Origin of the sequence: Pseudomonas asiatica, assembly GCF_040214835.1 — a bacterium.
In the GTDB taxonomy this organism is placed as follows: domain Bacteria; phylum Pseudomonadota; class Gammaproteobacteria; order Pseudomonadales; family Pseudomonadaceae; genus Aquipseudomonas; species Aquipseudomonas putida_Z.
On sequence record NZ_CP157874.1, the window covers coordinates 418,501 to 440,605 of the forward strand.

Sequence of the window (22,105 nt, forward strand, 5' to 3'; positions counted from 1 at the left end):
TGGCCTGCTTTAATTGGGCCTGTTCGTCATCCAGCGTCAATGGAGTCCTGACATGGAAATCACCGGTAGCTCCGCCTACTACGCGGGCCTGAGCGCAATCCAGACCGGCCAGAACCGCGTCGATCAGGCCGCCAGCCAGATCGCCAGCACCACCGCCGAACGTAGCGCCACCAGCCAGTCCAGCGATTTTCAGGCCGAACGCCTGCGCGCGGTCGACCGCAGCCAGCAGATGGACCTGGCCACCAGCACCGTGCAGCTGGCCGTGGGCAAACTCGAAGTCGAGCTTGGCGCAAAGGTCGCCAAGGCATCCGACGAAATGCTCGGCCGGATCATCGACACCTACGCCTGATACGGCGGCCCTTCCCGAACCTAACGCTATCCCTGTGGGAGCGGGTTTACCCGCGAATGCGTCCGCCCGGACACCTCTTTTTTCCGGGCTGGCCCATTCGCGGGTAAACCCGCTCCCACAGGGGTACATATCATGGCTTGGCGCTTTTGCCATTTTTCGTGGCGTAAATGGCACCATAGTCCATCCTTGACATAAGGCGGAGCTAAACGTAAGTTTCAAACAACTGTTTGATCGACGGCCGCCAAGTGCGGGTCACCCCACAGAACTCACCTAGAGGTTCATCGCAATGCCTGATTACAAAGCCCCCTTGCGTGATATCCGCTTCGTTCGCGACGAGCTGCTCGGCTATGAGGCGCACTATCAGAGCCTGCCGGGTTGCCAGGACGCCACGCCCGACATGGTCGACGCGATCCTCGAAGAAGGCGCGAAGTTCTGTGAGCAGGTGCTGTCGCCGCTGAACCGCGTGGGTGACCAGGAAGGTTGCACCTGGAGCGAATCGGGCGTGAAAACCCCTACCGGCTTCAAAGAGGCCTACGAACAGTTCGTCGAAGGCGGCTGGCCGAGCTTGGCGCATGACGTCGAGCACGGCGGCCAGGGCCTGCCGGAATCGCTGGGCCTGGCCCTGAGCGAAATGGTCGGTGGTTCGAACTGGTCGTGGGGCATGTACCCGGGCCTGTCGCACGGCGCGATGAACACCATCTCTGCGCACGGCACCGCCGAGCAGCAGCACACCTACCTGACCAAGCTGGTATCCGGTGAGTGGACCGGCACCATGTGCCTGACCGAGCCGCACTGCGGTACCGACCTGGGCATACTGCGCACCAAGGCCGAGCCACAGGCTGATGGCAGCTACAAGGTGTCGGGCACCAAGATCTTCATTTCGGCCGGTGAGCACGACATGGCCGACAACATTGTCCATATCGTCCTGGCCCGCCTGCCGGACGCACCGGCTGGCACCAAGGGCATCTCGCTGTTCATCGTGCCGAAGTTCCTGCCCAACGCCGAAGGCGGTGTGGGCGAGCGCAATGGCGTGAGCTGCGGCTCGATCGAACACAAGATGGGTATCCACGGCAACGCCACCTGCGTGATGAACTTCGACGGCGCTACCGGCTACCTGATCGGCCCGGCCAACAAAGGCCTGAACTGCATGTTCACCTTCATGAACACCGCTCGCCTGGGTACCGCGCTGCAAGGCCTGGCCCACGCCGAAGTAGCGTTCCAGGGTGGTCTGAAGTACGCCCGTGAGCGCCTGCAGATGCGTTCCCTGACCGGCCCGAAAGCACCGGACAAGGCTGCTGACCCGATCATCGTCCACCCGGACGTGCGTCGCATGCTGCTGACCATGAAGGCCTTCGCCGAAGGCAACCGCGCGATGGTGTACTTCACTGCCAAGCAGGTGGACATCGTCAAGTACAGCCAGGATGAAGAAGAGCGCAAGAAGGCCGATGCCCTGCTGGCGTTCCTGACCCCGATCGCCAAGGCGTTCATGACCGAGGTCGGCTTCGAAGCCGCCAACCATGGCGTGCAGATCTACGGTGGCCACGGCTTCATCGCCGAGTGGGGCATGGAGCAGAACGTGCGCGACAGCCGCATTTCCATGCTGTACGAAGGCACCACCGGCATCCAGGCCCTGGACCTGCTCGGCCGCAAGGTGCTGATGACCCAGGGCGAAGCGCTGAAGGGCTTCACCAAGATCGTGCACAAGTTCTGCCAGGCGCAGGAAGGCAACGAAGCGGTCAAGGAGTTCGTCGAACCGCTGGCGGCGCTGAACAAGGAATGGGGCGAGCTGACCATGAAAGTGGGTATGGCCGCCATGAAGGACCGCGAAGAAGTGGGTGCGGCCTCGGTGGATTACCTGATGTATTCCGGCTACGCCTGCCTGGCCTACTTCTGGGCCGACATCGCCCGCCTGGCGGCCGAGAAACTGGCTGCCGGCACCAGCGAAGAAGCGTTCTACACCGCCAAGCTGCAGACCGCGCGCTTCTACTTCCAGCGCATCCTGCCGCGTACCCGTACCCACGTGGCGACCATGCTGTCGGGTGCCAACAACCTGATGGCGATGGACGAAGAGCACTTCGGCCTGTCGTACTGATCCTGCCGCTGTAAACCAAACCCGCCTGCCCTCACCGGCAGGCGGGTTTTTTATTTCTTCAGGTCCAGCGCGGTCCCCTTGTAGGAGCGGCCTTGTGTCGCGATGGGCTGCAAAGCAGCCCCGGCGATCTTTGCTGTGGCAGAAATCCTGGGGCCGCTACGCACCCCGATCGCGACACAAGGCCGCTCCTACAAGGAATCGAGTCTGATTCGAAATTCAACTGTTCATGTGCACTGCCGATGAAGTAAGGGCACAATGCCACCATTGATCTGCCGGGTTGGAGATTACCCTTGTTTCGTTTTAACGCTGTTCGCGCGAGCCACTTCCTGCCTTCGCTGATTCTTTTGCTGGCAGGCCTCGCCGCGGCCTATGTGAGAGACCTCAGTGTCTTTTTCACATCGCTGTTCAACGTCCTGCCCACCTTGGTCCTGCTGCTGGGCGGAGCCTACTGTGCGGTGTACCGTCGCCAGCGCGAGCTGTTCCTGATGCTCACGGTGTACATCGCCTACTACCTGCTCGACACCCAGACCGACTTCTACCGTGACCATGGCCGCGTGCGCGAGGACGCGGCGGTGATCTTCCACCTGGTGTGCCTGCTGCTGCCCACCCTGTTCGGGCTGTATGGTGCCTGGCAGGAGCGCACCCACCTGCTGCAGGACCTGGTCGCCCGTGGCGCCGTGCTGTTTGCCGTGGGCAGCGTGGCAGTGGCCCTGGAGCAAAGCTACCCCGAAGCGCTGCTGACCTGGTTGGCGGAAATCCGCTGGCCAACCTTGCATGGCCAGTGGATGAGCCTGATCCAGATGGTCTACCCGCTGTTCCTCGGCGTATTCATCCTGCTGGTGGTGCAATACCTGCGTGCGCCACGGCCGCTGCACGCTGCGCAGGTGATGGGCCTGCTGGGCATCTTCTGGATGCTGCCGCAAACCTTCATCCTGCCGTTCACCCTGAACATCATGTGCAGCCAGGTGATGCTGATGATCGCCGCAGCGGTGGCGCACGAGGCCTACCAGATGGCCTTCCGCGACGAGCTGACCGGCCTGCCGGGGCGCCGTGCGCTGAACGAGCGCATGCAGCGCCTGGGGCGCAACTATGTGATCGCCATGACCGATGTCGACCACTTCAAGAAATTCAACGACACCCACGGCCACGACGTCGGCGACCAGGTGCTGCGCCTGGTTGCCAGCCGCCTGTCCAAGGTCACCGGGGGTGGCCGCGCCTACCGCTATGGCGGCGAGGAATTCGCCCTGGTGTTTGCTGGCAAGACCGCGGAGGAATGCGTGCCGCACGTGGAGGCCGTGCGCGAAGTGATCGCCAATTACGTGATGCACCTGCGCGACCAGCACAACCGCCCGCAGGACGATACCACCGGGCGCCAACGGCGGGCGGGCAGCAGTGGCGGCACGGTGTCGGTCACCATCAGCATCGGCGTGGCCGAGCGCCAGGCCGATCATCGTAACCCCGAAGCCGTGCTGAAATCCGCCGACCAGGCGCTGTACAGCGCCAAGGGCGCGGGGCGCAATTGTGTCATGGTGCATGGGCAACAATCGCAGCGAGGGGCAGTACGCACGGCGTGACCGAAATAGACTGTACGGTCTAGTGATGACCCTATGTCTCGTAAAAGTTGTTCGGTTACACTGCCTGCAACCCAGTGTCGCGGTTCCCCGAGACCGCCCCGAACCGACTAGCGAGAGGTTGTCATGGCTGAATATAAAGCGCCCCTGCGCGACATGCGCTTCGTACTGAATGAAGTCTTCAACGTGGCCGAGCAGTGGGCGCAGTTGCCCGGGCTGGCCGAGGTTGTCGATGCCGACACGGCCATGGCGGTGCTGGAAGAAGCCGGCAAGGTCACTGCCAAGTCCATCGCACCGCTCAGCCGTGCCGCCGACGAAGAGGGCTGTCACTGGGAAAACGGCGCGGTAAGTACCCCAGCCGGTTTCATCGAGGCCTACAACACCTACGCCGAAGGCGGTTGGGTGGGCGTGGGCGGCGACCCGCTGTTCGGCGGCATGGGCATGCCCAAGGTCATCTCGGCCCAGGTCGAGGAAATGGTCAACGCCTCCAGCCTGTCCTTCGGCCTGTACCCGATGCTGACTGCCGGCGCCTGCCTGTCGATCAATGCCCACGCCAGTGAAGCGCTGAAGGAAAAGTACCTGCCGAACATGTACGCCGGCGTGTGGGCCGGTTCCATGTGCCTGACCGAGCCGCATGCCGGTACCGACCTGGGCATCATCCGCACCAAGGCCGAGCCCCAGGCCGACGGCAGCTACAAGGTCAGCGGCACCAAGATCTTCATCACCGGCGGCGAGCACGACCTGACCGAGAACATCATCCACCTGGTACTGGCCAAGCTGCCGGACGCACCGGCGGGGCCGAAAGGCATTTCGCTGTTCCTGGTGCCGAAGTTCCTGGTCAATGAAGACGGCAGCCTGGGGGCGCGCAACCCGGCCACCTGTGGCTCGATCGAGCACAAGATGGGCATCCAGGCCTCGGCCACTTGCGTGATGAACTTCGACGAAGCGGTCGGCTATATCGTCGGTGAGCCGAACAAGGGCCTGGCGGCCATGTTCACCATGATGAACTACGAGCGCCTGGGTGTTGGTATCCAGGGCCTGGCTTCGGCCGAGCGCTCCTACCAGAATGCCGTGGAGTACGCCCGCGACCGCCTGCAAAGCCGCGCCCCGACCGGGCCACAAGCCAAGGACAAGGCCGCTGACCCGATCATTGTCCACCCGGACGTGCGCCGCATGCTGCTGACCATGAAGGCGCTGATCGAGGGTGGCCGTGCCTTCTCCAGCTACGTGGCCATGCAGCTGGACAGTGCCAAGTACAGCGAAGACCCCGCCGTGCGCAAGCGCAGCGAAGAGCTGGTGGCACTGCTGACGCCGGTGGCCAAGGCCTTCCTCACCGACCTGGGCCTGGAGTGCGCGGTGCACGGCCAGCAGGTGTTCGGCGGGCATGGCTACATTCGCGAATGGGGGCAGGAGCAACTGGTGCGCGATGTGCGTATCACGCAGATCTACGAAGGCACCAACGGCATCCAGGCCCTCGACCTGATGGGGCGCAAGGTGGTGGCCAGTGGTGGGGCGTACTACCGGCTGTTCTCCGACGAGATTCGCCAGTTCATTGCCAGCGCGGGTAGCGAGCTGGATGAATTTGCCAAGCCGTTGGCTGCCGGTCTCGATCAACTCGACGGGCTGACCGAGTGGGTGCTGGAACAGGCCAAGGGCAACCCGAACGAGATTGGCGCGGCTTCTGTCGAGTACCTGCATGCCTTTGGTTATGTCGCCTATGCCTACATGTGGGCATTGATGGCGCGGGCGGCGAAGGCGGGTGAGGGGGATGCAGCGTTCTATTCGGGCAAGCTGGGTACGGCGCGGTTCTACTTTGCGCGGTTGCTGCCGCGGGTGGATTCGCTGGTGGCTTCGGTGAAGGCGGGGAGTGAGTCGTTGTACCTGCTGGATGCCGAGCAGTTCTGAGGGATTTTGGGGGGCTGCTTTGCAGCCCATCGCGACACAAGGCCGCTCCTACAGGTACCGCGCAAGCTCGAATGGCTATGCGTTCCCCTGTAGGAGCGGCCTTGTGTCGCGATGGGCCGCCAAGCGGCCCCTGTCGTGTAAGCTTTTTCCTACACAACGTGGTGACTTTTCACCACTGTTCTCAGATTGGATCCACGGCTATTCTTTACCACATGGACGTTGCGCAGGAAGCGCAAAGGACAGATCAAGGATGACGACGAAGGACCACCTGCCAGGATGGCGGGGCGATACGGATGTCACAGGGAAACAGTCTGGAAAACCCCGCTTCGGCGGGGTTTTCTTTGTGCGCGTGTTTTTCAGCCCAGCACATCCAGCGGTGATGCGCCCAACAGGCGGGCGTCCGTCTCTTCCTCCAGCAGCGTGCGCAGCAGCTCCACAGAGGCCTGCTGGCGCTGGGCATCGCGGAACACCAAGCCAACCTTCAGCGGTACCCGCGGCTCGCTCAACGGCTTCCACAGCAGCCCCTGGTCATCCTCGGCGGCCTCCTTGGCCCGCCCCGGCAGGATGGTGGCCAGCGCGGTATGGGCCAGGCTGTCGAGAATCCCCGCCATGTTGTTCATCTCTGCCTGCACCTGCGGCCGACGCCCCTGGCTGGCCAGCTGCGCCTGCCAGATCTGGCGGATCTGGAACTCCTCGCCCAGCATCAGCATGGGCAGCTCGGCGGCCTGGCGGATGGACACCTTCTTGAAGTCCTTCAGCGGGTGGGTAGCGGGGATGACGAGTTGCAGCTCATCTTCGTACAGCAGCAGACCATGCAGCCCCGGCTGGCGTGGCGGCAGGTAGCTGATACCGATGTCCAGGCTGCCATTGAGCAAGCGCCGTTCGATCTCCAGCCCCGACAATTCGTAGATCTGCACCACAAGGTGCGGCTGTGCCCTGCGCAGGCGATCGAGCAGCTGCGGCACCAGGCTCGGTCGCACGGTCTGCAGCACGCCGATGGCCAAAGTACGCAGCGACTGGCCCTTGAAGTTGCGCATGGCCTCGTGGGCTCGCTGCAGCCCGTCGAGCAGCGGCAGGGCGTGGTTGTACAGGGTGTGGGCGGCCAGAGTCGGCAGCAGCCGCTTGTTGCTGCGTTCGAACAGGCTCAGGTCGAGGCTGTGCTCCAGCTGGCGGATCTGCTGGGAAAGCGCTGGCTGGGACAGCGACAGGCGTTCGGCGGCGCGGCCCACGTGGCCTTCTTCATACACCGCGACGAAATAACGCAGTTGGCGGAAATCCATAAGTGATACTTATCGAAAATGCTGGAAAAACGAAATGGTCGAAAACCCTCGCGAGGCCTAGTCTATCGCTGTATTCCAACGGGTTACAGCGATGAATCGATCGATTGTTACCCCGGATGAAAAACCCTTTTGATAGGCAAGGCAAAATATCGAGTGCCGGCACCCAGACCGCACCGTGGCCGCCCCTGTCGTGATTGGTTGGAGCCCTGATGAACCTGTTCAACCTGCGCCGCCCGGCCCCTGCCGCCGTCGCCGAGCCCAAGCGTGCGCCGGTGATCGTGCCGGAAGCGCCGCAGCTGTCGCGTGAGCGCCTGATGCCCAGCACCGAACGCGCAGCGCAGGTGTTCGTGCGTGGCCAGGGCTCCTGGTTGTGGGACAACGAAGGGCATGCCTACCTGGACTTCACCCAGGGTGGTGCAGTCAACAGCCTGGGCCACAGCCCCAGTGTGCTGGTGAAGGCGCTGGGCAACCAGGCCCAGGCGCTGATCAACCCGGGCTCGGGCTTCCACAGCCGTGGCCTGCTGGGGCTGGTCAACCGCCTGTGCCAGAGCACCGGCAGCGACCAGGCCTACCTGCTCAACAGCGGTGCCGAAGCCTGCGAAGGTGCGATCAAGCTGGCGCGCAAGTGGGGCCAACTGCACCGCAACGGCGCCTATCACATCATTACCGCCAGCCAGGCCTGCCATGGCCGCAGCCTGGGCGCGTTGTCGGCGTCCGACCCGCTGCCATGCAACCGCTGCGAGCCGGGCCTGCCGGGCTTCAGCAAGGTGCCGTTCAACGACTTGGCGGCGCTGCACGCCGAGGTGGACTCGCGCACCGTGGCGATCATGCTCGAGCCGATCCAGGGCGAGGCAGGTGTCATCCCGGCCACGCAGGAATACCTCAAGGGTGTGGAAACGCTGTGCCGCGAACTGGGCATCCTGCTGATCCTCGACGAGGTGCAGACCGGCATCGGCCGCTGTGGCGCGCTGCTGGCCGAGGAAACCTACGGCGTGCGCGCCGACATCATCACCCTGGGCAAGGGTCTGGGCGGTGGCGTGCCGCTGGCGGCCTTGCTGGCCCGGGGCACGGCGTGCTGCGCCGAGCCTGGCGAACTGGAAGGCAGCCACCATGGCAACGCGCTGATGTGCGCCGCCGGCCTGGCCGTGCTGGATACCGTGCTGGAGCCTGGCTTCTTCGTTCAGGTACAGGACAACGGCCGCCACCTGCGTGAAGGCCTGAGCCGGCTGGCCGGGCGTTATGGCCAGGGCGAAGTGCGCGGGCAAGGCCTGCTGTGGGCCCTGCAGATGAAAGAAAACCTAGCCCGCGAGCTGGTGGCGGCTACCCTGCACGAAGGCCTGCTGCTCAACGCACCGCAGGCGGATGTGGTGCGTTTTTCGCCAGCGCTGACCGTGAGCAAGGGCAACATCGACGAAATGCTGCTGCGCCTGGCCCGTGCCTTCGCCCGCCTGCACGCCCAGCAGCAGGCCCGCCGCGAAATGCCAGCCTAGCGGCCTGGTGACATCGAGAATTCTACGAACCGTCTGGCGTTCCTGCGCATCGCCCTTGGCCTGTTTCATTCGGCCCGGGGCGTTTTTTTTGCCTGTTGAACCTCTGTGGCGGGCGGCTAGTCTCTGATGTAACCCCTTCAGGAGAAACTCGCATGGACTTTATACGCATCATCATCGCCATCATCCTGCCACCGCTGGGCGTGTTCCTGCAGGTGGGGTTTGGCGGGGCGTTCTGGCTGAATATCTTGCTGACCTTGCTGGGGTATATTCCGGGGATCGTGCATGCGGTGTATATCATCGCCAAGCGCTGAGATTTTTGGGGCTGCTTTGCAGCCCATCGCGACACAAGGCCGCTCCTACAGGTACAGCGCCACATTCGGGCTTGTGCGATCCCTGTAGGAGCGGCCTTGTGTCGCGATGGGCCGCAAAGCGGCCCCAGAATCTCAGCCCTCCAACACCCGGCAATAGAACTTCCACTCTTCTTCCAAGGCATGCGCCAGGTTCTCCGCCTTGCGGAACCCATGACGCTCCCCCGCATAGAAATGCCCTTCGGCCTCTATCCCGTTAGCCTGCAACGCCGCCAGCATCGACCGCGTCTGCTCCGGCACCACCACCGCATCCAGCTCACCCTGGAAGAAAATCACCGGTACCTTGATCTGCCCCGCATGCAGCAGCGGCGTACGCTGGCGATAGCGCTCGGCATCCTGCAGCGGATCGCCGATCAGCCAGTCCAGGTAGTCCCCTTCGAACTTGTGGGTGGCCCGGCCCAGGGCAACCGGGTCGCTGACCCCGTACAGGCTGGCGCCAGCGCGGAACACATCATGGAACGCCAGGGCGCACAGTGTGGTGTAGCCGCCCGCGCTACCGCCGCGGATGAACGCCTTGCGGCTGTCGACCAGCCCACGTCCGGCCAGGTATTCCACCGCCGCGCAAGCATCGGCCACATCGCTTTCGCCCCAGCGCAGATGCAAGGCCTGGCGGTATTCACGGCCATAGCCGGTGCTGCCCCGGTAGTTCAGGTCGGCGACGGCGAAGCCGCGTTGGGTCCAGTACTGGATGCGCGGGTCGAGCACGGGATAACAGGCCGAAGTCGGCCCGCCGTGGATGAACACCACCAGCGGCGCGGCCCCTTGCGAGCGGGCTGCCGGGTAGAAGAAGCCATGGGCGCGGTGGCCGTCACTGCCGTAGTGGATCGACTGTGGCAGGCTGATATGCCTTGCCGGCAGTATTTCGGCGCCACCAGCCAATACGCTGACCTCGTGGTTGCTGCGGGCGATGGCGATGACCGCCGGCGGGCTGATCGGCGAGGCGGCAATCGCGTACAGGTGTTCGGCATCCATGGCCAGGCTGCGAAAACGCGTGTAGGCGCTGGCGAAACGCTCCAGGCGGCCATCGGCAGTACGCAGCCCCAGTTGCCCGAAGCCGTCTTCGAACCAGCTGGCCAGATAGCTTTGTGGCCCCAGCGCCAACCAGGTACTGGCGCCCAGTTGCCAGGGTGCCGCAGCGTGGTCCGCGGGCTCGGCAGGCAGGGCCTGCCAGCAGCCATCGACCTCGCCCCAGGGTTGCCAGAAGCCATTGCGGTCAGACAGGCAGTAGAGTCGGCCTTCGCTATCGAAGCGCGGCTGCTGCAGCGATTCGTCAGCGCCGGCCACACATTGCGCGGGCCCCCAGCGGCCACTTGCATCACGTGTGCGGCACATCAGCCTGGTGACGGTCCAGGGTTGTGCCGGGCGGTCCCATTCGACCCACGCCAGGCGCTGGCCGTCGGTACTCACCGTAGGCGAGGCATAGAAGTCGGCACCCTCGGCGAGTACTTCGCGGGCTTGTTCCCCCAGGGTGACCAGGCGATGCTCGACCCGTTCGCCATGCTGCTCCTCGACCGCCAGCACCAGGCCGTCGTGCCACTGCACATCGCCATAGCGGCAGCTGGCATCATCGGTCAGGGCACGCGGTACCGCGCCTTCCAGGGCCTGGGTATAGACCTGCTGGTCCTTTTCGTTGACGAACAGTAGCCCGTCACCACCCAGGCAAAAACTGCCACCGCCGTATTCGTACACCCGGCTACGCACGCTGAAGCCATCGGGGGTCAGGCAGCGGGCCTGCTGGTGCTGCCAGTGCCAGATGCGACAGGCACCATCGGCCGGGCGAAACTCGTTCCAGAACAGCCCCGCGGCGCTGACCTTGAGTTCGGCGAAGTCAGTGCCGGCAGCAACTGCCTGGGCCGCGCTGAACTCAGCCGCGGACGATGACACGGGAGTTTCGTTCATTGCGGAAGGTCATCTCTTCAATGGTGAGCTGGGCGCTTTCCGCCTCCTCGCGGGCCTTGAGGATGATGCCGTGGTCGGCCGACTTGGCGCACACCGGGTCGGCGTTGCTGGCATCGCCGGTGAGCATGAAGGCCTGGCAGCGGCAGCCGCCGAAGTCCTTTTCCTTCTCGTCGCAGGAACGGCAGGGTTCGGGCATCCACTCATAGCCGCGGAAGCGGTTGAAGCCGAACGAGTCGTACCAGATGTGGTGCAGGTCGTGGTCGCGCACGTTGGGGAACTGCACCGGCAACTGGCGCGCGCCATGGCAGGGCAGGGCGGTGCCGTCCGGAGTGATGGTGAGGAACAGGCTGCCCCAGCCATTCATGCAGGCCTTGGGGCGCTCCTCGTAGTAGTCCGGGGTGACGAAGATCAGCTTGCACGGGTTGCCCTCGGCCTTGAGCTTGTCCCGGTACTCGTTGGTGATGCGTTCGGCCCGTTCCAGCTGCGCGCGGGTCGGCAGCAGGCCCAGCCGGTTGAGGTGGGCCCAGCCGTAGAACTGGCAGGTGGCAAGCTCGACGAAGTCGGCTTCCAGTGCGATGCACAGCTCGATGATGCGGTCGATCTTGTCGATGTTGTGCCGGTGGGTGACGAAGTTGAGCACCATCGGGTAGCCATGGGCCTTCACCGCACGGGCCATTTCCAGCTTTTGCGCAAAGGCCTTCTTCGAGCCGGCCAGCAGGTTGTTGACCTGCTCGTCGCTGGCCTGGAAGCTGATCTGGATATGGTCCAGGCCGGCCTTCTTGAAGTCGGCGATGCGCGCCTCGGTCAGGCCGATGCCCGAGGTGATCAGGTTGGTGTAGTAGCCCAGCCGGCGGGCCTCGCCGATCAGTTCGGCGAGGTCCTGGCGTACCAGCGGTTCTCCGCCGGAAAAGCCGATTTGCGCGGCACCCATTTCCCGGGCTTCGGCCATCACCTTGAACCACTGCGCGGTGCTCAGCTCCTGGCCCTGGGCGGCGAAGTCCAGCGGGTTGGAGCAGTACGGGCATTGCAGCGGGCAGCGGTAGGTCAGCTCGGCCAGCAGCCACAGCGGCAGGCCGACTGCGGGCGTGGGCGGTAACTCAGGCGAGGACGATCCAGTGTTCGGCACGGGCCACCTCCATGAACTGCTCGATGTCATCGGCCACTTCCGGGACACCGGGGAACTGTTGTTCGAGTTCGCTGATGATCGCGGCAACGTCGCGTTGGCCGTCGATCAGGCCACCGATCAGGGCCGCGCTGTCGTTGAGCTTGATCATGCCCTCGGGGTACAGCAGCACATGGCCCTTTTGCGCCGGCTCGTACTGGAAGCGGTAGCCGGGGCGCCAGGCTGGCACTTGATTACGGTCGAAACTCATAGGGTGATCCCTTTGTGCCACACCCGTTCCTGGGTGACGGAGTGATAGGGCGGGCGGTTCAGCTCGTAGGCCATGCTCATGGCGTCGAGCATGCTCCAGAGAATATCCAGCTTGAACTGCAGTATCTCCAGCATACGCTCCTGGCCCGCGCGGGTGGTGTAGTGCTGCAAGGTAATCGCCAGGCCGTGCTCCACGTCACGCCGGGCCTGGCCCAGGCGGGTGCGGAAGTATTCGTAGCCGGCCGGGTCGATCCACGGGTAGTGCTGCGGCCAGCTGTCCAGGCGCGACTGGTGGATCTGCGGGGCGAACAGCTCGGTCAGCGAGCTGCTGGCCGCTTCCTGCCAACTGGCCCGGCGGGCGAAGTTGACGTAGGCGTCCACGGCAAAGCGTACACCGGGCAGTACCAGCTCCTGGGAGCGCAGCTGGTCCGGGTCCAGGCCCACGGCCTGGCCCAGGCGCAGCCAGGCTTCGATACCACCGTCCTCGCCGGGCGCGCCATCGTGGTCGAGCAGGCGCTGGATCCACTCGCGGCGTACTTCGCGGTCCGGGCAGTTGGCCAGGATCGCGGCATCCTTCATCGGGATGTTGACCTGGTAGTAGAAGCGGTTGGCCACCCAGCCCTGGATCTGTTCGCGGGTGGCGCGACCCTGATACATCGCCACGTGGTACGGGTGATGAATGTGATAGTAGGCGCCCTTGGCGCGCAGGGCCTGCTCGAATTCGGCAGGGGACATTGGCAGTGCGTCGCTCATTCGGCTGGCTCCTGTATAGCTGAGTCTCGGCGCGATCCCTGTGGGAGCGGGTTTACCCGCGAACACCGGCGAAGCCGGTGCCATACACTGTGTGGGATTCTTCGCGGGTGAACCCGCTCCCACAGGGCCTGTGTTGCTTGTGCAATCTGGCTGTTACAACTCGATACTCATGCCATCAAAGGCCACTTCCACACCCCGGCGCAGCACTTCGGCACGCTCGGGCGAGTCTTCGTCGAGAATCGGGTTGGTGTTGTTGATGTGGATAAGTACCTTGCGCTGGCGCGGGAAGCCATCCAGCACCTCCAGCATGCCGCCGGGGCCGTTCTGCGCCAGGTGGCCCATTTCGCGGCCGGTGCGGGTGCCCACGCCACGGCGCTGCATTTCATCATCTTCCCACAGGGTGCCGTCGACCAGCAGGCAGTCGGCGCCGTGCATCATCGTCAGCAGCTTGTCGTCCACCTGGCCCAGGCCCGGGGCGTAGAACAGCTTGCCGCCGGTGCGGGTGTCCTCTACCAGCAGGCCAAGGTTGTCTCCCGGGTGCGGGTCGAAGCGGTGCGGCGAGTAGGGCGGCGCGGCGCTGCGCAGGGGGAACGGGGTGAAGCGCAGGTTGGGGCAGGCGTCGATGACGAAGCTGCCTTCCAGCTCGATGCGGTTCCACTGCAGGCCGCCGTTCCAGTGGCTGAGCATGTTGAACAGCGGGAAGCCGGTGGTCAGGTCCTGGTGGACCATGTCGGTGCACCACACCTGGTGCGGGCAGCCTTCGCGCAGGCTGAGCAGGCCGGTGGTGTGGTCGATCTGGCTGTCCAGCAGGATGATGGCGTTGATGCCGGTGTCGCGCAGGGCGCGGGCCGGCTGCATCGGCGCAAAGGCCTGGAGCTGGGCGCGAATGTCGGGCGAGGCATTGCACAGCACCCAGTGCACGCCGTCGTCGGACAGGGCGATGGACGACTGGGTGCGTGGCGTGGCACGCAGGGTGCCGTCACGCAAGCCCTTGCAGTTGACGCAGTTGCAGTTCCACTGTGGGAACCCGCCGCCGGCGGCGGAACCGAGAACCTGGATGTACATGGCCACTCTCTCTGCAGAAACCGTAGCGAAAAAACGAAAACGCCCCGGCAGGCCGAGGCGTTGAACCGTAAGCCGGGCTTAGCGGTTGGCGAAGTACATGGTGACTTCGAAGCCGATGCGCAGATCAGTGTATGCAGGTTTGGTCCACATGGAATTACTCCTTCCGGATGAGGGGGTGGGTTTGTCAGCTACTACTTGGGTACCGCCATTGGCTGGAGGTTCCCATGGTTGGGATTGCGCTATCTTACAAGAAAAATTTGTACCGAAAGGTTAATTATTCGAAAACTCCGTTGCGGTTTTCGTAACAATCATGGGGTTGTACCCAGCCAGGAAGCATCTGGTGCGGCAGCGTTGGCAAGGCATAGCCAAGTGGAGCCTGTATCGAGCAAGTGGCTCAGCAGATGGTCCAGATCCGTCTGCCGCGTTTTCAGGATAGACCTGCGCAGCGCATCCAGCTTGCCGGGTTGTGTGGCCAGGAATGTCTGCCACGCCCATTCGGCGACTTCGGCGTTGCCCATCGCCGGTTCATCGAATTGCCCGGCCAGGGCCTGACCAGCGGCAGGGGCCAGGGTGACGCCCTGGCGCAGCAAGGTGAGCAGGTGGTCGAGGATCTGTACCTGGCTGGCATGAGGCGACTGGACCCCGAACAGCAGGCCGCCGACCCCCTCGACCTGACGAAAGGTACTGAATACCGCATAGCCGAGTTGCAATTCTACCCGCAGCCGTTGGTAAACCGGCCCTTGCAGCAATTGGGCGAGCAGGCGGCCAGCGGCTTCCATGGCCGCCGGCAGTGGGCAGAACAGCAGCAGGGCATGCTCACTGCCAGGTACTTCGGCATGTTGCCAACGGTGGTTGGCCCAGGCGGGCAGAGGGCCAGGCGCCGAGCCTTGGCCAGGGCAGTGCTGCAGCACGGTGCCCAATGCGTTCAGGGCGGCATCGTCGAAGCCGGCAGCCAGGCCGTGCCAGCGTGCTTGCTGCCACAGGCTGTCGAGATGCGTCTGTGCCAGGGTGCAGGCCGGAGCAGGTGCAGGCGCGGCGCCCAGCACTGCGTCGGGCAGCTGCTTGAGTAGGGCCCGGATGGGGATCAGTGCCGGAGGCTGCGTCGAACTCGGCAGCCAGCTTCCTGCCGGGGGCTTGAGCATCAGTGCCAAGGCCTGCTCCACAGTGCGCAATACCGCTGCCGGCAGCCCGGCGCAGCGCAGTTGCCAATATTCGCCAGCGGTACTGAACTGCAACTGCACCGATACGCGCTCGCAGCGCTCCTGCAGGGGGTGCAAGGCGCGTTCGAGCAGCGCATGCAGGCGCTGGCGCAAGGGGGACGGGACATGCCAGCGCAGGTACAGCGCCGCGTACTGACGGGCGCCAGGCAGCTGGTCGCTCACTTTCAGTGCCGCTGGCAGCGGGTGCGGACTGGCATCAGGCAAGTCGGCCAGGAGCAAGGGGTCGACGGCGGGCGGTTGCCAATGCCCATGTGCGCGGCCCGGCAGGCCTTCCAGCAGGGCACGAAGGGCCTGCAAGCCTTGTGTGTCCAGGCCGGCGAACGGCTGGCCGGCGCTGTCCCGGCGGGCCAGCTCAAGCGCACTGGCACTGCGTTCGCGACTTTGCTGCAGCAGCTCGAACTCGGCACTCAATTGCTCAGGGGCGGCCTGGCGGATGAAGCCGAACCAGCCCTGCAACAGGGCATCGACTTCCTCTGGGCAGGCGTCCTCGCTCAGCTTCAGGTCAATGTGCCACAGCAACTGCCCGGCAAAGGCATACAGCGCCTCGGCCTTGAAGCCTTGCAGCCAGCCACGCTGGCGAAGCGCATGCAGCCAGGTGCCCGGGCGGCTATCGCCGAGGCAGGCGATCAGCAACTCAAGGGCCTGGTCGGCACCTGCCGGCAGGTTTTCGTGGCTGAACAACAGGTGCGTGTCGGTCGTCGATAAAGGCGGTGGCAGAGCTTGTGGCACCCGTTCACCCGTTGCGAACAGCTTGGCGTGCTGCCGGCCCAGCAATTCCAGTTCATCCAGCGATTGCGGGCCGCACAGGCTCAGGGTGACCTGGCCGCCTTGGTAGAAGCGCTGGTGAAAGCCACCGAGCGCTTGCTGGAAGGCAGGATCCTGCAAGGCCAGGGTGTGCCGGTTACCGGCATGAAAAGCGCCCAATGGATGGCCGGGCGCTGCCGATTGCAGCAAGGCGAACTGCTGCTGCGCCTGAGGGTTGCGCGACCAGGCAATGAACTCGGCATGGATTACTTCGCGTTCGCGGCGTTGGCGCTCGATGCCCAGGTCTGGCTCGGCCAACATCTGGCACAGGCGCTCCAGCCCCCCGGCCAGGGCGCTGGGCGGGACCTCGAAGAAGAAGTCGGTGGTGCGTTCGCGAGTGCTGGCATTGACCTGGCCGCCGAGGGCCTGCACGTAGCGCATCAGGCCGTCGTCCAGAGGGAAGCGCGAGGTGCCGAGGAAGAACAGGTGCTCCAGAAAGTGGGCCAGGCCGGGCCATCTGGTCGGCGCGTCGTGGCTACCCGCGTGCACCCGCAGGGCGGCGGCCGAGCGCTTCAGGCGCGGGGCGTGGCGCAGGGTCAGCTGCAGGCCGTTGGCGAGGGTGAGGTGGCGGGTGGCGTCAGGCATGGAAACTCCGGGGCAGGTGTTCATGCTAACCCATTTGTTTGCAGGGCCGGCCTCTTCGCGGGTAAACCCGCTCCCACAGGCACTGCACAGCTTTCAGGCCTGTGATTTACCCTGTGGGAGCGGGTTTACCCGCGAATGGGCCGCACAGCGGCCCCTGTCAGCCTTTACGCAGGTACAGCTCCTGGCGCAGATCGCTCAGGTAAGGAAACGCCGCCCGCCCCTGCACCACCCGCTCATGCTCCAGTTCCGCCAGCAACTGGCACTCATCCCGCCCGGCCATGGCCAGCAGGCTGCCATCCGGGCCGATGATGCTGCTCTGCCCGCAATACTGGATCTCGCCTTCCGAGCCGCAATAGTTGGCATACACCAGGTAGCACTGGTTCTCCTGCGCCCGCGCCCTCACGGTCACCTGGCAGATGAAGTCGTACGGCGACATGTTCGCCGTCGGCACCAGGATCAGCTCGGCACCGTCCAGCGCCAGGCGCCGGGCATTCTCCGGGAACTCGATGTCGTAGCAGATCAGCAGGCCGACCTTCCAGCCATCCAGCTCCACCACCGGGAATTGATCGGAACCTGCGCTGAACATCGAGCGGTCCAGCTCGCCGAACAGGTGGGTCTTGCGATAGTTGCTCAGGCTGCGGCCGTGCGCATCGATCAACTGCACGCTGTTGTAGATCGCGCCATCATCGCCACGCTCCGGGTAGCCATAGACGATGGCGATGCGGTGCGCCTGGGCGATCTCCACCACCGCCATGGCCGCCGGGCCATCGACGGCCTCGGCCAGGCGCTCGACCTGGGCCAGGCCGATGTTGTAGCCGGTCAGGAACATCTCCGGGCACACCAGCAACCGGGCGCCGCGTTCGGCCGCCAGTTGCGCCTGGTGGCGCAACCTTTGCAGGTTGCCGGGTACGTCCAGTGGCTTGGGGGCGCCCTGGAACAGAGCGATGCGCATGCTGCCTCCTTGTCTCAGTCCGGCAGGGCGATCGGGCCGATTTCGTCGAACACGTCGCCTGGGCCGGGGTTGTCCGGGTGGGTGCGGCCACCGAAGTGATTCATGATACCCCACACCGCATTCAGCGATGTCTGTACCGCGCCTTCCACCCAGGCCGGCGTCCACGACACATCGTCACCGGCGATGAACATGCCGCGCTGCTCGGCAGGCATGTCCTGCTGCATGAAGTGCGCGTACATGCGTTGGTTGTAGCGGTAGTGCCCAGGCAGCGCGCCCTTGAAGGCGCCGAGGAAGTGCGGGTCGGCTTCCCAGGAAACGGTGATCGGGTCGCCGATGATGTGCCCGGCAATGTCGGTCTTCGGGTAAATCTTCTTCAGTGCATCCAGAGCCAGTTGCACGCGTTTTTCCACCGGGTGCGGCAGCATCTTCAGCGCGTCGCTCATCCACGAGTAGGACAGGCAGATCACCCCCGGCTTGTCGTCACCGTTGTCGAACAAGTAGGTGCCACGGGTGAGGCGATCGGTGAGGGTCATGCTCATAAGGTCGCGGCCGGTTTCCGGGTCCTTGTCCTTCCAGAACGGCCGGTCGACCATGACGAAGGTCTTCGACGACTGCATGTAGCGGGTGCGGTCCAGGGCCATCCACATCTTTTGCGAAAACAGCGATTCCTCGCAGTCGATCTGGGTGGTCAGCAGCCAGGTCTGGCAGGTGGCGAGCACGGCACTGTAGTGACGGGTGTCGCCCCAGTTGTCGGTGACCGCCAGGCGGCCATCGGCAGCGCGGGCGATGCGCTTGACCCCGGTACGCGGTGCGCCGCCATGCAGCCCGCTCAGGCTGGTGCCTTCCGGCCAATGCACGCAGCGCTCCGGTACATGGCGCCAGATGCCTTGCGGTACCTGCTCCACACCGCCGACCACCAGGTGTTGGTGGTCGTCGCAGTTGGTCATCACCACGCGGAAGATTTCCAGCATCGAGTTGGGGAAGTCCGAGTCCCAGCCGCCGGTGCCGAAGCCGACCTGGCCGAACACTTCGCGGTGCTGGAAGCTCAGCTGGGCGAACGAGCGCGAGGTGGCGACGAAGTCGTAGAAGGTGCGGTCGTCCCACAGCGGTACCAGCTTGTTCCACAGCTCTTTCAGGCGCGGTACGTCACGGTCGCGGATGGCCTGCTGGATGTCGGCGAACCGGGCACCGCTTTCCAGTGCGTCGGCCCAGGCATCGGCCACTTCGTGGAACAGCTTGGGCAGGTCGGTGGGTTTTTCGGCGTAGTAGGTCTGGCCTTCCAGGTCGATCACCGTGCTGCCCGAGGCCGGGGTCAGCGGGTTGGGGAACGGTTTGGTCTCCAGGCCCAGCTTGTCCACGTAGTGGTAGAAGGCAGTGGACGACACCGGGAAGCGCATGCCACCCAGTTCGGCGATGATCCCGTCGGTGCCGTTGAAGGTTTGCGAGCGCAGCCGGCCACCCAGCTTGGATGCTTCGTACACCACCGGCTTGAGGCCCAGCTTCATCAGCTCGTAGGCCGCCACCAGGCCGGCAATGCCGGCGCCCACGATTGCCACTTCCTCACCATGGCGCTCGGCCGGGATGCTGCCCAGGCCTGCGGGGTGTTCCAGCCAGTCGTCGAAGGCGAAGGGGAAATCCGGGCCGAAGATGGTGACGGGTTTTTTACCATCGGCGGGGTGGCGGTTTTTCTTGTTCATGAAGTGACCTTGCCAGAGAGGCTGCGCAACGGGCGGAGCCTGAGTATAGGAGATGCCTGGGGGCCATTTTAGGGAGTGGGGTGTTCGTTATTAAGGTACAGATTGTTGTCTGAATGTAGCTTGTGTCGTCGAAATAGAACTATTTAGGAGCATTACGACGAAGCAGGCGATTGACTAATCCAAGAGTGGAACCGGTCTATGTGGGAGCGGGTTTACCCGCGAATGCTGCAGTGAATCTACCGACGCATTCGCGGGTAAACCCGCTCCCACAGGGGGCTGTGTTGCCCTTGCCATGCGGTCGATCAGAAATTGCCTACACCCATGCCATGAAATAGGGAACTACCCTACGCCCTCTACCGCCTCGGTCTGGCATCGCGGGAATCGCTTCATCGTTAACTTCACTGGGTCGCCGGAAATTCGGCGATCGGGCGTGAGAACCCGCGGACCATTCTGGAGGCGCACTGCTATGGCAGCTGTGCGCGGGCAGGCTTTGCCTGGCCGGGTACGCGCCTCCAAGTTCGCCGGTTCTCACCTCGTGCATGGCTGCCACCCAATTCCCGTGAGAAGGATGCGATTGGCCGCCGATCACCCTTGTGATTTGGAGGCTATACCATGACCAAACGCTTACCCGACCAACCCGAAAAACTGAAACCCACCGCAGAAAAAACCTTCTGCAACTGCGAATCCAGCCACCCGCCATTATTCGCCATACGCCCCGGCATCGATGCCGCAGACGCCTTGGTCCACGCCTGCCTGCTAGCCCGTGGCCTCAATCAGATCGCCACCGACTACGCCCAGCATCACGCCCCCGAGCGCAGCCGTGACATTGTCTGGTCGATGCAGCATTCCGCCGAAAGCCTTTCGGCGATTCTGGAAGGCCTGCTCGACGGCCAGGAGGCCTGACCGCCAGCCAGGTTCAGAGCGGCTGCCCGCGGTCCACCTTACTGCTGAGAATGATCGACGTGGTGGTCTTCTCCACCCCGTCGACACTGCCGATCTGGTCGAGCAACTGGTCCAGTTGCTCGGGCGAATCCGTACGCAGCCAGGCCACATAGTCGAACTCCCCGCTCACTGCGCACAGCTGCTGCACCTGGCCCATGGCACTCAGGCGCCGCACCACCTCCTTGCCCGAGCGCGGCTGCACCTTGATCCCCACATACGCCTGCAGTCCACCACCCATCACCCGCTGGCCCAGGCGCACGCCATAGCCGGAGATGACCTTGTTCTTCTCCAACCGCTCCAGGCGCGAGTTGACGGTGGTGCGGGCGATGCCCAACTGACGGGCGAGGGTGGCGACGCTTTCGCGGGCGTTTATCTGCAGCAGGGCGATCAGCTGGCGATCGATTTCATCCAGCGTGATGGAGCGGGAATCCGACATGGCGAGTCTCTACGGTTGACCCGCTAGCCTAGCCAGCCAGTGCTGGCCAGAGCAAGGGCAGTCACGGCTTGCCACGCTGACGCGGTCCCTTGTGGGAGCGGCCTTGTGTCGCGATAGGGCTGCGCAGCAGCCCCAGCAATATTTGCATCAGCGCCGAAATCCCGGGGCCGCTTTGCGGCCCTTTCGCGACACAAGGCCGCTCCTACAGCCTCCGCGCCGGCATGTAAGCATCGGGCGCAATGGCAGAACTGCTCGATTGGTGCGGCAGGTCGAGGTGCGGTCCAGGGTGGGATAGGGCTCACAAAATCTAACGATTTATCGCTGTCTAGATAGCCATGCCTGAGCAGAGAATGGCCCTCTCACGAACGTTGTGTTTCGGAGGACGAGGATGCCAGCCTACAACCTTGCATCAGCTCCCTCATTGCGCAATACTGCCGATAACAACTAACCCTCACGACCGGCGTGGCATGACCATCTGGTTGGAGGGGGAAAAAGCCGGCTTAAGCCGGTTTTTTCGTTTCTGGAGTGCAAAAAATGCAGAGAAAGCTTGATTCTGAGCCTCTGCGCACTCGTATCTATATCGACGGCTACAACTTCTACTACGGCTGCTTGCGCGGCACTCCGTACAAGTGGCTCGACCTGTTGCCTCTCTTTGAAAAGCACATCTTGCCGTACTGGTCACGGACAGCCATGGCCAGATCAGGGCATCGCGGCTCCTGGAATCCCCCTCGATCAAATATTTCACGGCAAAGATCATCCAGTCGGTCGCCCGTGCCAGCGATTCGGTATTGTCACAAGCTCGCTACCACACCGCTTTGCGCAAGCTGCATGACGGTCGAGGCGAATACCGACCTGATCAAGTTTGCGCATTGGAAGCGAGAGCACATCAATTCAGGCGAGCTTGCGGCTTGTCAGCTACCGAGAGTGATTCCAGGGAGGAAACCAACCATCAAGCCGGAGTCTTGGTATGGGCAACCTGAACTGCTGCAGGAAATTCTGGATCTGGCCATTCCTGTACGCGGAAGCAGGGCGGCAGCGTTCAAGTGGATGGAGCAGCCCAATCAGTTCCTTAGTGGTGAGCGGCCGATAGAGCTGGTGGAAACTGCCGAAGGTGCGACACGGGTTCTTCAGTACATACACAGCTGGATAGCCCAGCAAGAGGAGTTGCCCTAGTCAGGAGAACATGACGACTGCAGTCCCTGAAATGACAAAGGCCTACGTTCTGCAACGTAGGCCTTTGAGTTTTCTGGTGGGCCCACACGGACTCGAACCGTGGACCAAAGGATTATGAGTCCTCTGCTCTAACCGACTGAGCTATAGGCCCT

The 22,105-nt window shown here is 63.7% G+C and carries 18 protein-coding genes, 1 tRNA gene and 1 pseudogene; 8 read left to right on the forward strand and 12 right to left on the reverse strand.

Features of this window, described 5'->3' with window-relative positions; genetic code table 11:
- Window positions 1–52: 52 nt before the first annotated feature.
- The 4 genes from ABNP31_RS01835 (at window position 53) to ABNP31_RS01850 (ending at window position 5,917) form a co-directional block, all read left to right on the forward strand.
- Window positions 53–349, forward strand: coding sequence for a hypothetical protein (locus tag ABNP31_RS01835; RefSeq protein ID WP_003258614.1), 297 nt, complete (start codon window positions 53–55; stop codon window positions 347–349).
- Window positions 350–635: 286 nt separating this feature from the next.
- The gene (locus ABNP31_RS01840) at window positions 636–2,441 is read left to right on the forward strand and encodes a phenylacyl-CoA dehydrogenase (protein ID WP_350012935.1); all 1,806 of its coding nucleotides are present in this window, start codon (window positions 636–638) and stop codon (window positions 2,439–2,441) included.
- 290 nt (window positions 2,442–2,731) lie between these two features.
- Window positions 2,732–4,015: a GGDEF domain-containing protein gene (locus ABNP31_RS01845; RefSeq protein WP_025337436.1), complete on the forward strand. Its 1,284-nt coding sequence runs from the start codon at window positions 2,732–2,734 to the stop codon at window positions 4,013–4,015.
- A gap of 123 nt (window positions 4,016–4,138) precedes the next feature.
- Window positions 4,139–5,917: an acyl-CoA dehydrogenase C-terminal domain-containing protein gene (locus ABNP31_RS01850; protein ID WP_350012936.1), complete on the forward strand. Its 1,779-nt coding sequence runs from the start codon at window positions 4,139–4,141 to the stop codon at window positions 5,915–5,917.
- A gap of 356 nt (window positions 5,918–6,273) precedes the next feature.
- Here the strand turns inward: ABNP31_RS01850 and ABNP31_RS01855 are convergent, their stop codons facing one another.
- Complete coding sequence (locus tag ABNP31_RS01855) at window positions 6,274–7,197, reverse strand: LysR family transcriptional regulator (RefSeq protein ID WP_350012937.1); 924 nt, start codon at window positions 7,195–7,197, stop codon at window positions 6,274–6,276.
- Window positions 7,198–7,406: 209 nt separating this feature from the next.
- On the opposite strand from ABNP31_RS01855, the gene ABNP31_RS01860 reads away from it, so the two are divergent.
- Window positions 7,407–8,687 carry an aspartate aminotransferase family protein gene (locus ABNP31_RS01860; RefSeq protein ID WP_350012938.1) on the forward strand — a complete coding sequence of 427 codons (1,281 nt, stop codon included), beginning with the start codon at window positions 7,407–7,409 and terminating at the stop codon, window positions 8,685–8,687.
- A 152-nt stretch (window positions 8,688–8,839) separates the two neighbouring features.
- Window positions 8,840–8,998, forward strand: a complete 159-nt coding sequence (locus ABNP31_RS01865; RefSeq protein WP_009681539.1) for a YqaE/Pmp3 family membrane protein — start codon at window positions 8,840–8,842, stop codon at window positions 8,996–8,998.
- Window positions 8,999–9,130: 132 nt separating this feature from the next.
- Here ABNP31_RS01865 and ABNP31_RS01870 read toward each other — a convergent pair whose 3' ends face one another.
- From ABNP31_RS01870 to ABNP31_RS01910, 9 genes are all read right to left on the reverse strand, one after another.
- On the reverse strand, window positions 9,131–10,954 hold the full coding sequence (locus ABNP31_RS01870; RefSeq protein ID WP_085664089.1) for a S9 family peptidase: 1,824 nt from the start codon (window positions 10,952–10,954) through the stop codon (window positions 9,131–9,133).
- A complete protein-coding gene (gene pqqE, locus ABNP31_RS01875) occupies window positions 10,920–12,080 on the reverse strand; it encodes a pyrroloquinoline quinone biosynthesis protein PqqE (protein ID WP_025337440.1) in 1,161 nt (386 codons plus the stop codon). Before pqqE ends, ABNP31_RS01870 begins: the two co-directional genes overlap by 35 nt.
- The gene (gene pqqD, locus ABNP31_RS01880) at window positions 12,052–12,327 is read right to left on the reverse strand and encodes a pyrroloquinoline quinone biosynthesis peptide chaperone PqqD (protein ID WP_004375207.1); all 276 of its coding nucleotides are present in this window, start codon (window positions 12,325–12,327) and stop codon (window positions 12,052–12,054) included. The genes pqqE and pqqD overlap by 29 nt, the downstream gene beginning before the upstream one ends.
- A complete protein-coding gene (gene pqqC / locus ABNP31_RS01885; RefSeq protein ID WP_003255592.1) occupies window positions 12,324–13,079 on the reverse strand; it encodes a pyrroloquinoline-quinone synthase PqqC in 756 nt (251 codons plus the stop codon). Before pqqC ends, pqqD begins: the two co-directional genes overlap by 4 nt.
- 153 nt (window positions 13,080–13,232) lie before the next feature.
- Window positions 13,233–14,144, reverse strand: coding sequence for a pyrroloquinoline quinone biosynthesis protein PqqB (gene pqqB, locus ABNP31_RS01890; protein WP_024086143.1), 912 nt, complete (start codon window positions 14,142–14,144; stop codon window positions 13,233–13,235).
- 78 nt (window positions 14,145–14,222) lie between these two features.
- Window positions 14,223–14,294 carry a pyrroloquinoline quinone precursor peptide PqqA gene (gene pqqA / locus ABNP31_RS01895; protein WP_003243383.1) on the reverse strand — a complete coding sequence of 24 codons (72 nt, stop codon included), beginning with the start codon at window positions 14,292–14,294 and terminating at the stop codon, window positions 14,223–14,225.
- 158 nt (window positions 14,295–14,452) lie between these two features.
- Window positions 14,453–16,753 (reverse strand): pyrroloquinoline quinone biosynthesis protein PqqF, encoded by a 2,301-nt coding sequence (gene pqqF, locus ABNP31_RS01900; protein ID WP_350012939.1) that lies wholly within the window; start codon window positions 16,751–16,753, stop codon window positions 14,453–14,455.
- 157 nt (window positions 16,754–16,910) lie between these two features.
- On the reverse strand, window positions 16,911–17,705 hold the full coding sequence (locus tag ABNP31_RS01905) for a carbon-nitrogen hydrolase family protein (protein ID WP_085664087.1): 795 nt from the start codon (window positions 17,703–17,705) through the stop codon (window positions 16,911–16,913).
- 14 nt (window positions 17,706–17,719) lie between these two features.
- Window positions 17,720–19,402, reverse strand: a complete 1,683-nt coding sequence (locus ABNP31_RS01910) for a flavin monoamine oxidase family protein (RefSeq protein ID WP_013970572.1) — start codon at window positions 19,400–19,402, stop codon at window positions 17,720–17,722.
- Between the two features lie 612 nt (window positions 19,403–20,014).
- Between ABNP31_RS01910 and ABNP31_RS01915 the strand changes: the two genes are divergently transcribed.
- Window positions 20,015–20,305: a hypothetical protein gene (locus tag ABNP31_RS01915; RefSeq protein ID WP_025337447.1), complete on the forward strand. Its 291-nt coding sequence runs from the start codon at window positions 20,015–20,017 to the stop codon at window positions 20,303–20,305.
- A 13-nt stretch (window positions 20,306–20,318) separates the two neighbouring features.
- Here ABNP31_RS01915 and ABNP31_RS01920 read toward each other — a convergent pair whose 3' ends face one another.
- Window positions 20,319–20,780, reverse strand: coding sequence for an Lrp/AsnC family transcriptional regulator (locus tag ABNP31_RS01920; RefSeq protein ID WP_015268712.1), 462 nt, complete (start codon window positions 20,778–20,780; stop codon window positions 20,319–20,321).
- Window positions 20,781–21,314: 534 nt separating this feature from the next.
- Between ABNP31_RS01920 and ABNP31_RS01925 the strand changes: the two are divergent.
- Window positions 21,315–21,953: pseudogene (locus ABNP31_RS01925) on the forward strand (antitoxin Xre/MbcA/ParS toxin-binding domain-containing protein).
- 74 nt (window positions 21,954–22,027) lie between these two features.
- On the opposite strand, the gene ABNP31_RS01930 reads toward ABNP31_RS01925, so the two are convergent.
- Window positions 22,028–22,104, reverse strand: a tRNA-Ile gene (locus tag ABNP31_RS01930).
- Window position 22,105: the final 1 nt, after the last annotated feature.

Coding starts and splice junctions, on each gene's coding strand:
- pqqD (WP_004375207.1), bottom strand. CDS start 12,327: ATGAGTTTCGACCGTAATCAAGTGCCAGCCTGGCGCCCCGGCTACCGC.
- pqqB (WP_024086143.1), bottom strand. CDS start 14,144: ATGTACATCCAGGTTCTCGGTTCCGCCGCCGGCGGCGGGTTCCCACAG.
- ABNP31_RS01860 (WP_350012938.1), top strand. CDS start 7,407: ATGAACCTGTTCAACCTGCGCCGCCCGGCCCCTGCCGCCGTCGCCGAG.
- ABNP31_RS01840 (WP_350012935.1), top strand. CDS start 636: ATGCCTGATTACAAAGCCCCCTTGCGTGATATCCGCTTCGTTCGCGAC.
- ABNP31_RS01905 (WP_085664087.1), bottom strand. CDS start 17,705: ATGCGCATCGCTCTGTTCCAGGGCGCCCCCAAGCCACTGGACGTACCC.
- pqqF (WP_350012939.1), bottom strand. CDS start 16,753: ATGCCTGACGCCACCCGCCACCTCACCCTCGCCAACGGCCTGCAGCTG.
- ABNP31_RS01850 (WP_350012936.1), top strand. CDS start 4,139: ATGGCTGAATATAAAGCGCCCCTGCGCGACATGCGCTTCGTACTGAAT.
- ABNP31_RS01870 (WP_085664089.1), bottom strand. CDS start 10,954: ATGAACGAAACTCCCGTGTCATCGTCCGCGGCTGAGTTCAGCGCGGCC.
- pqqC (WP_003255592.1), bottom strand. CDS start 13,079: ATGAGCGACGCACTGCCAATGTCCCCTGCCGAATTCGAGCAGGCCCTG.
- ABNP31_RS01910 (WP_013970572.1), bottom strand. CDS start 19,402: ATGAACAAGAAAAACCGCCACCCCGCCGATGGTAAAAAACCCGTCACC.
- ABNP31_RS01865 (WP_009681539.1), top strand. CDS start 8,840: ATGGACTTTATACGCATCATCATCGCCATCATCCTGCCACCGCTGGGC.
- ABNP31_RS01855 (WP_350012937.1), bottom strand. CDS start 7,197: ATGGATTTCCGCCAACTGCGTTATTTCGTCGCGGTGTATGAAGAAGGC.
- ABNP31_RS01920 (WP_015268712.1), bottom strand. CDS start 20,780: ATGTCGGATTCCCGCTCCATCACGCTGGATGAAATCGATCGCCAGCTG.
- ABNP31_RS01915 (WP_025337447.1), top strand. CDS start 20,015: ATGACCAAACGCTTACCCGACCAACCCGAAAAACTGAAACCCACCGCA.
- ABNP31_RS01835 (WP_003258614.1), top strand. CDS start 53: ATGGAAATCACCGGTAGCTCCGCCTACTACGCGGGCCTGAGCGCAATC.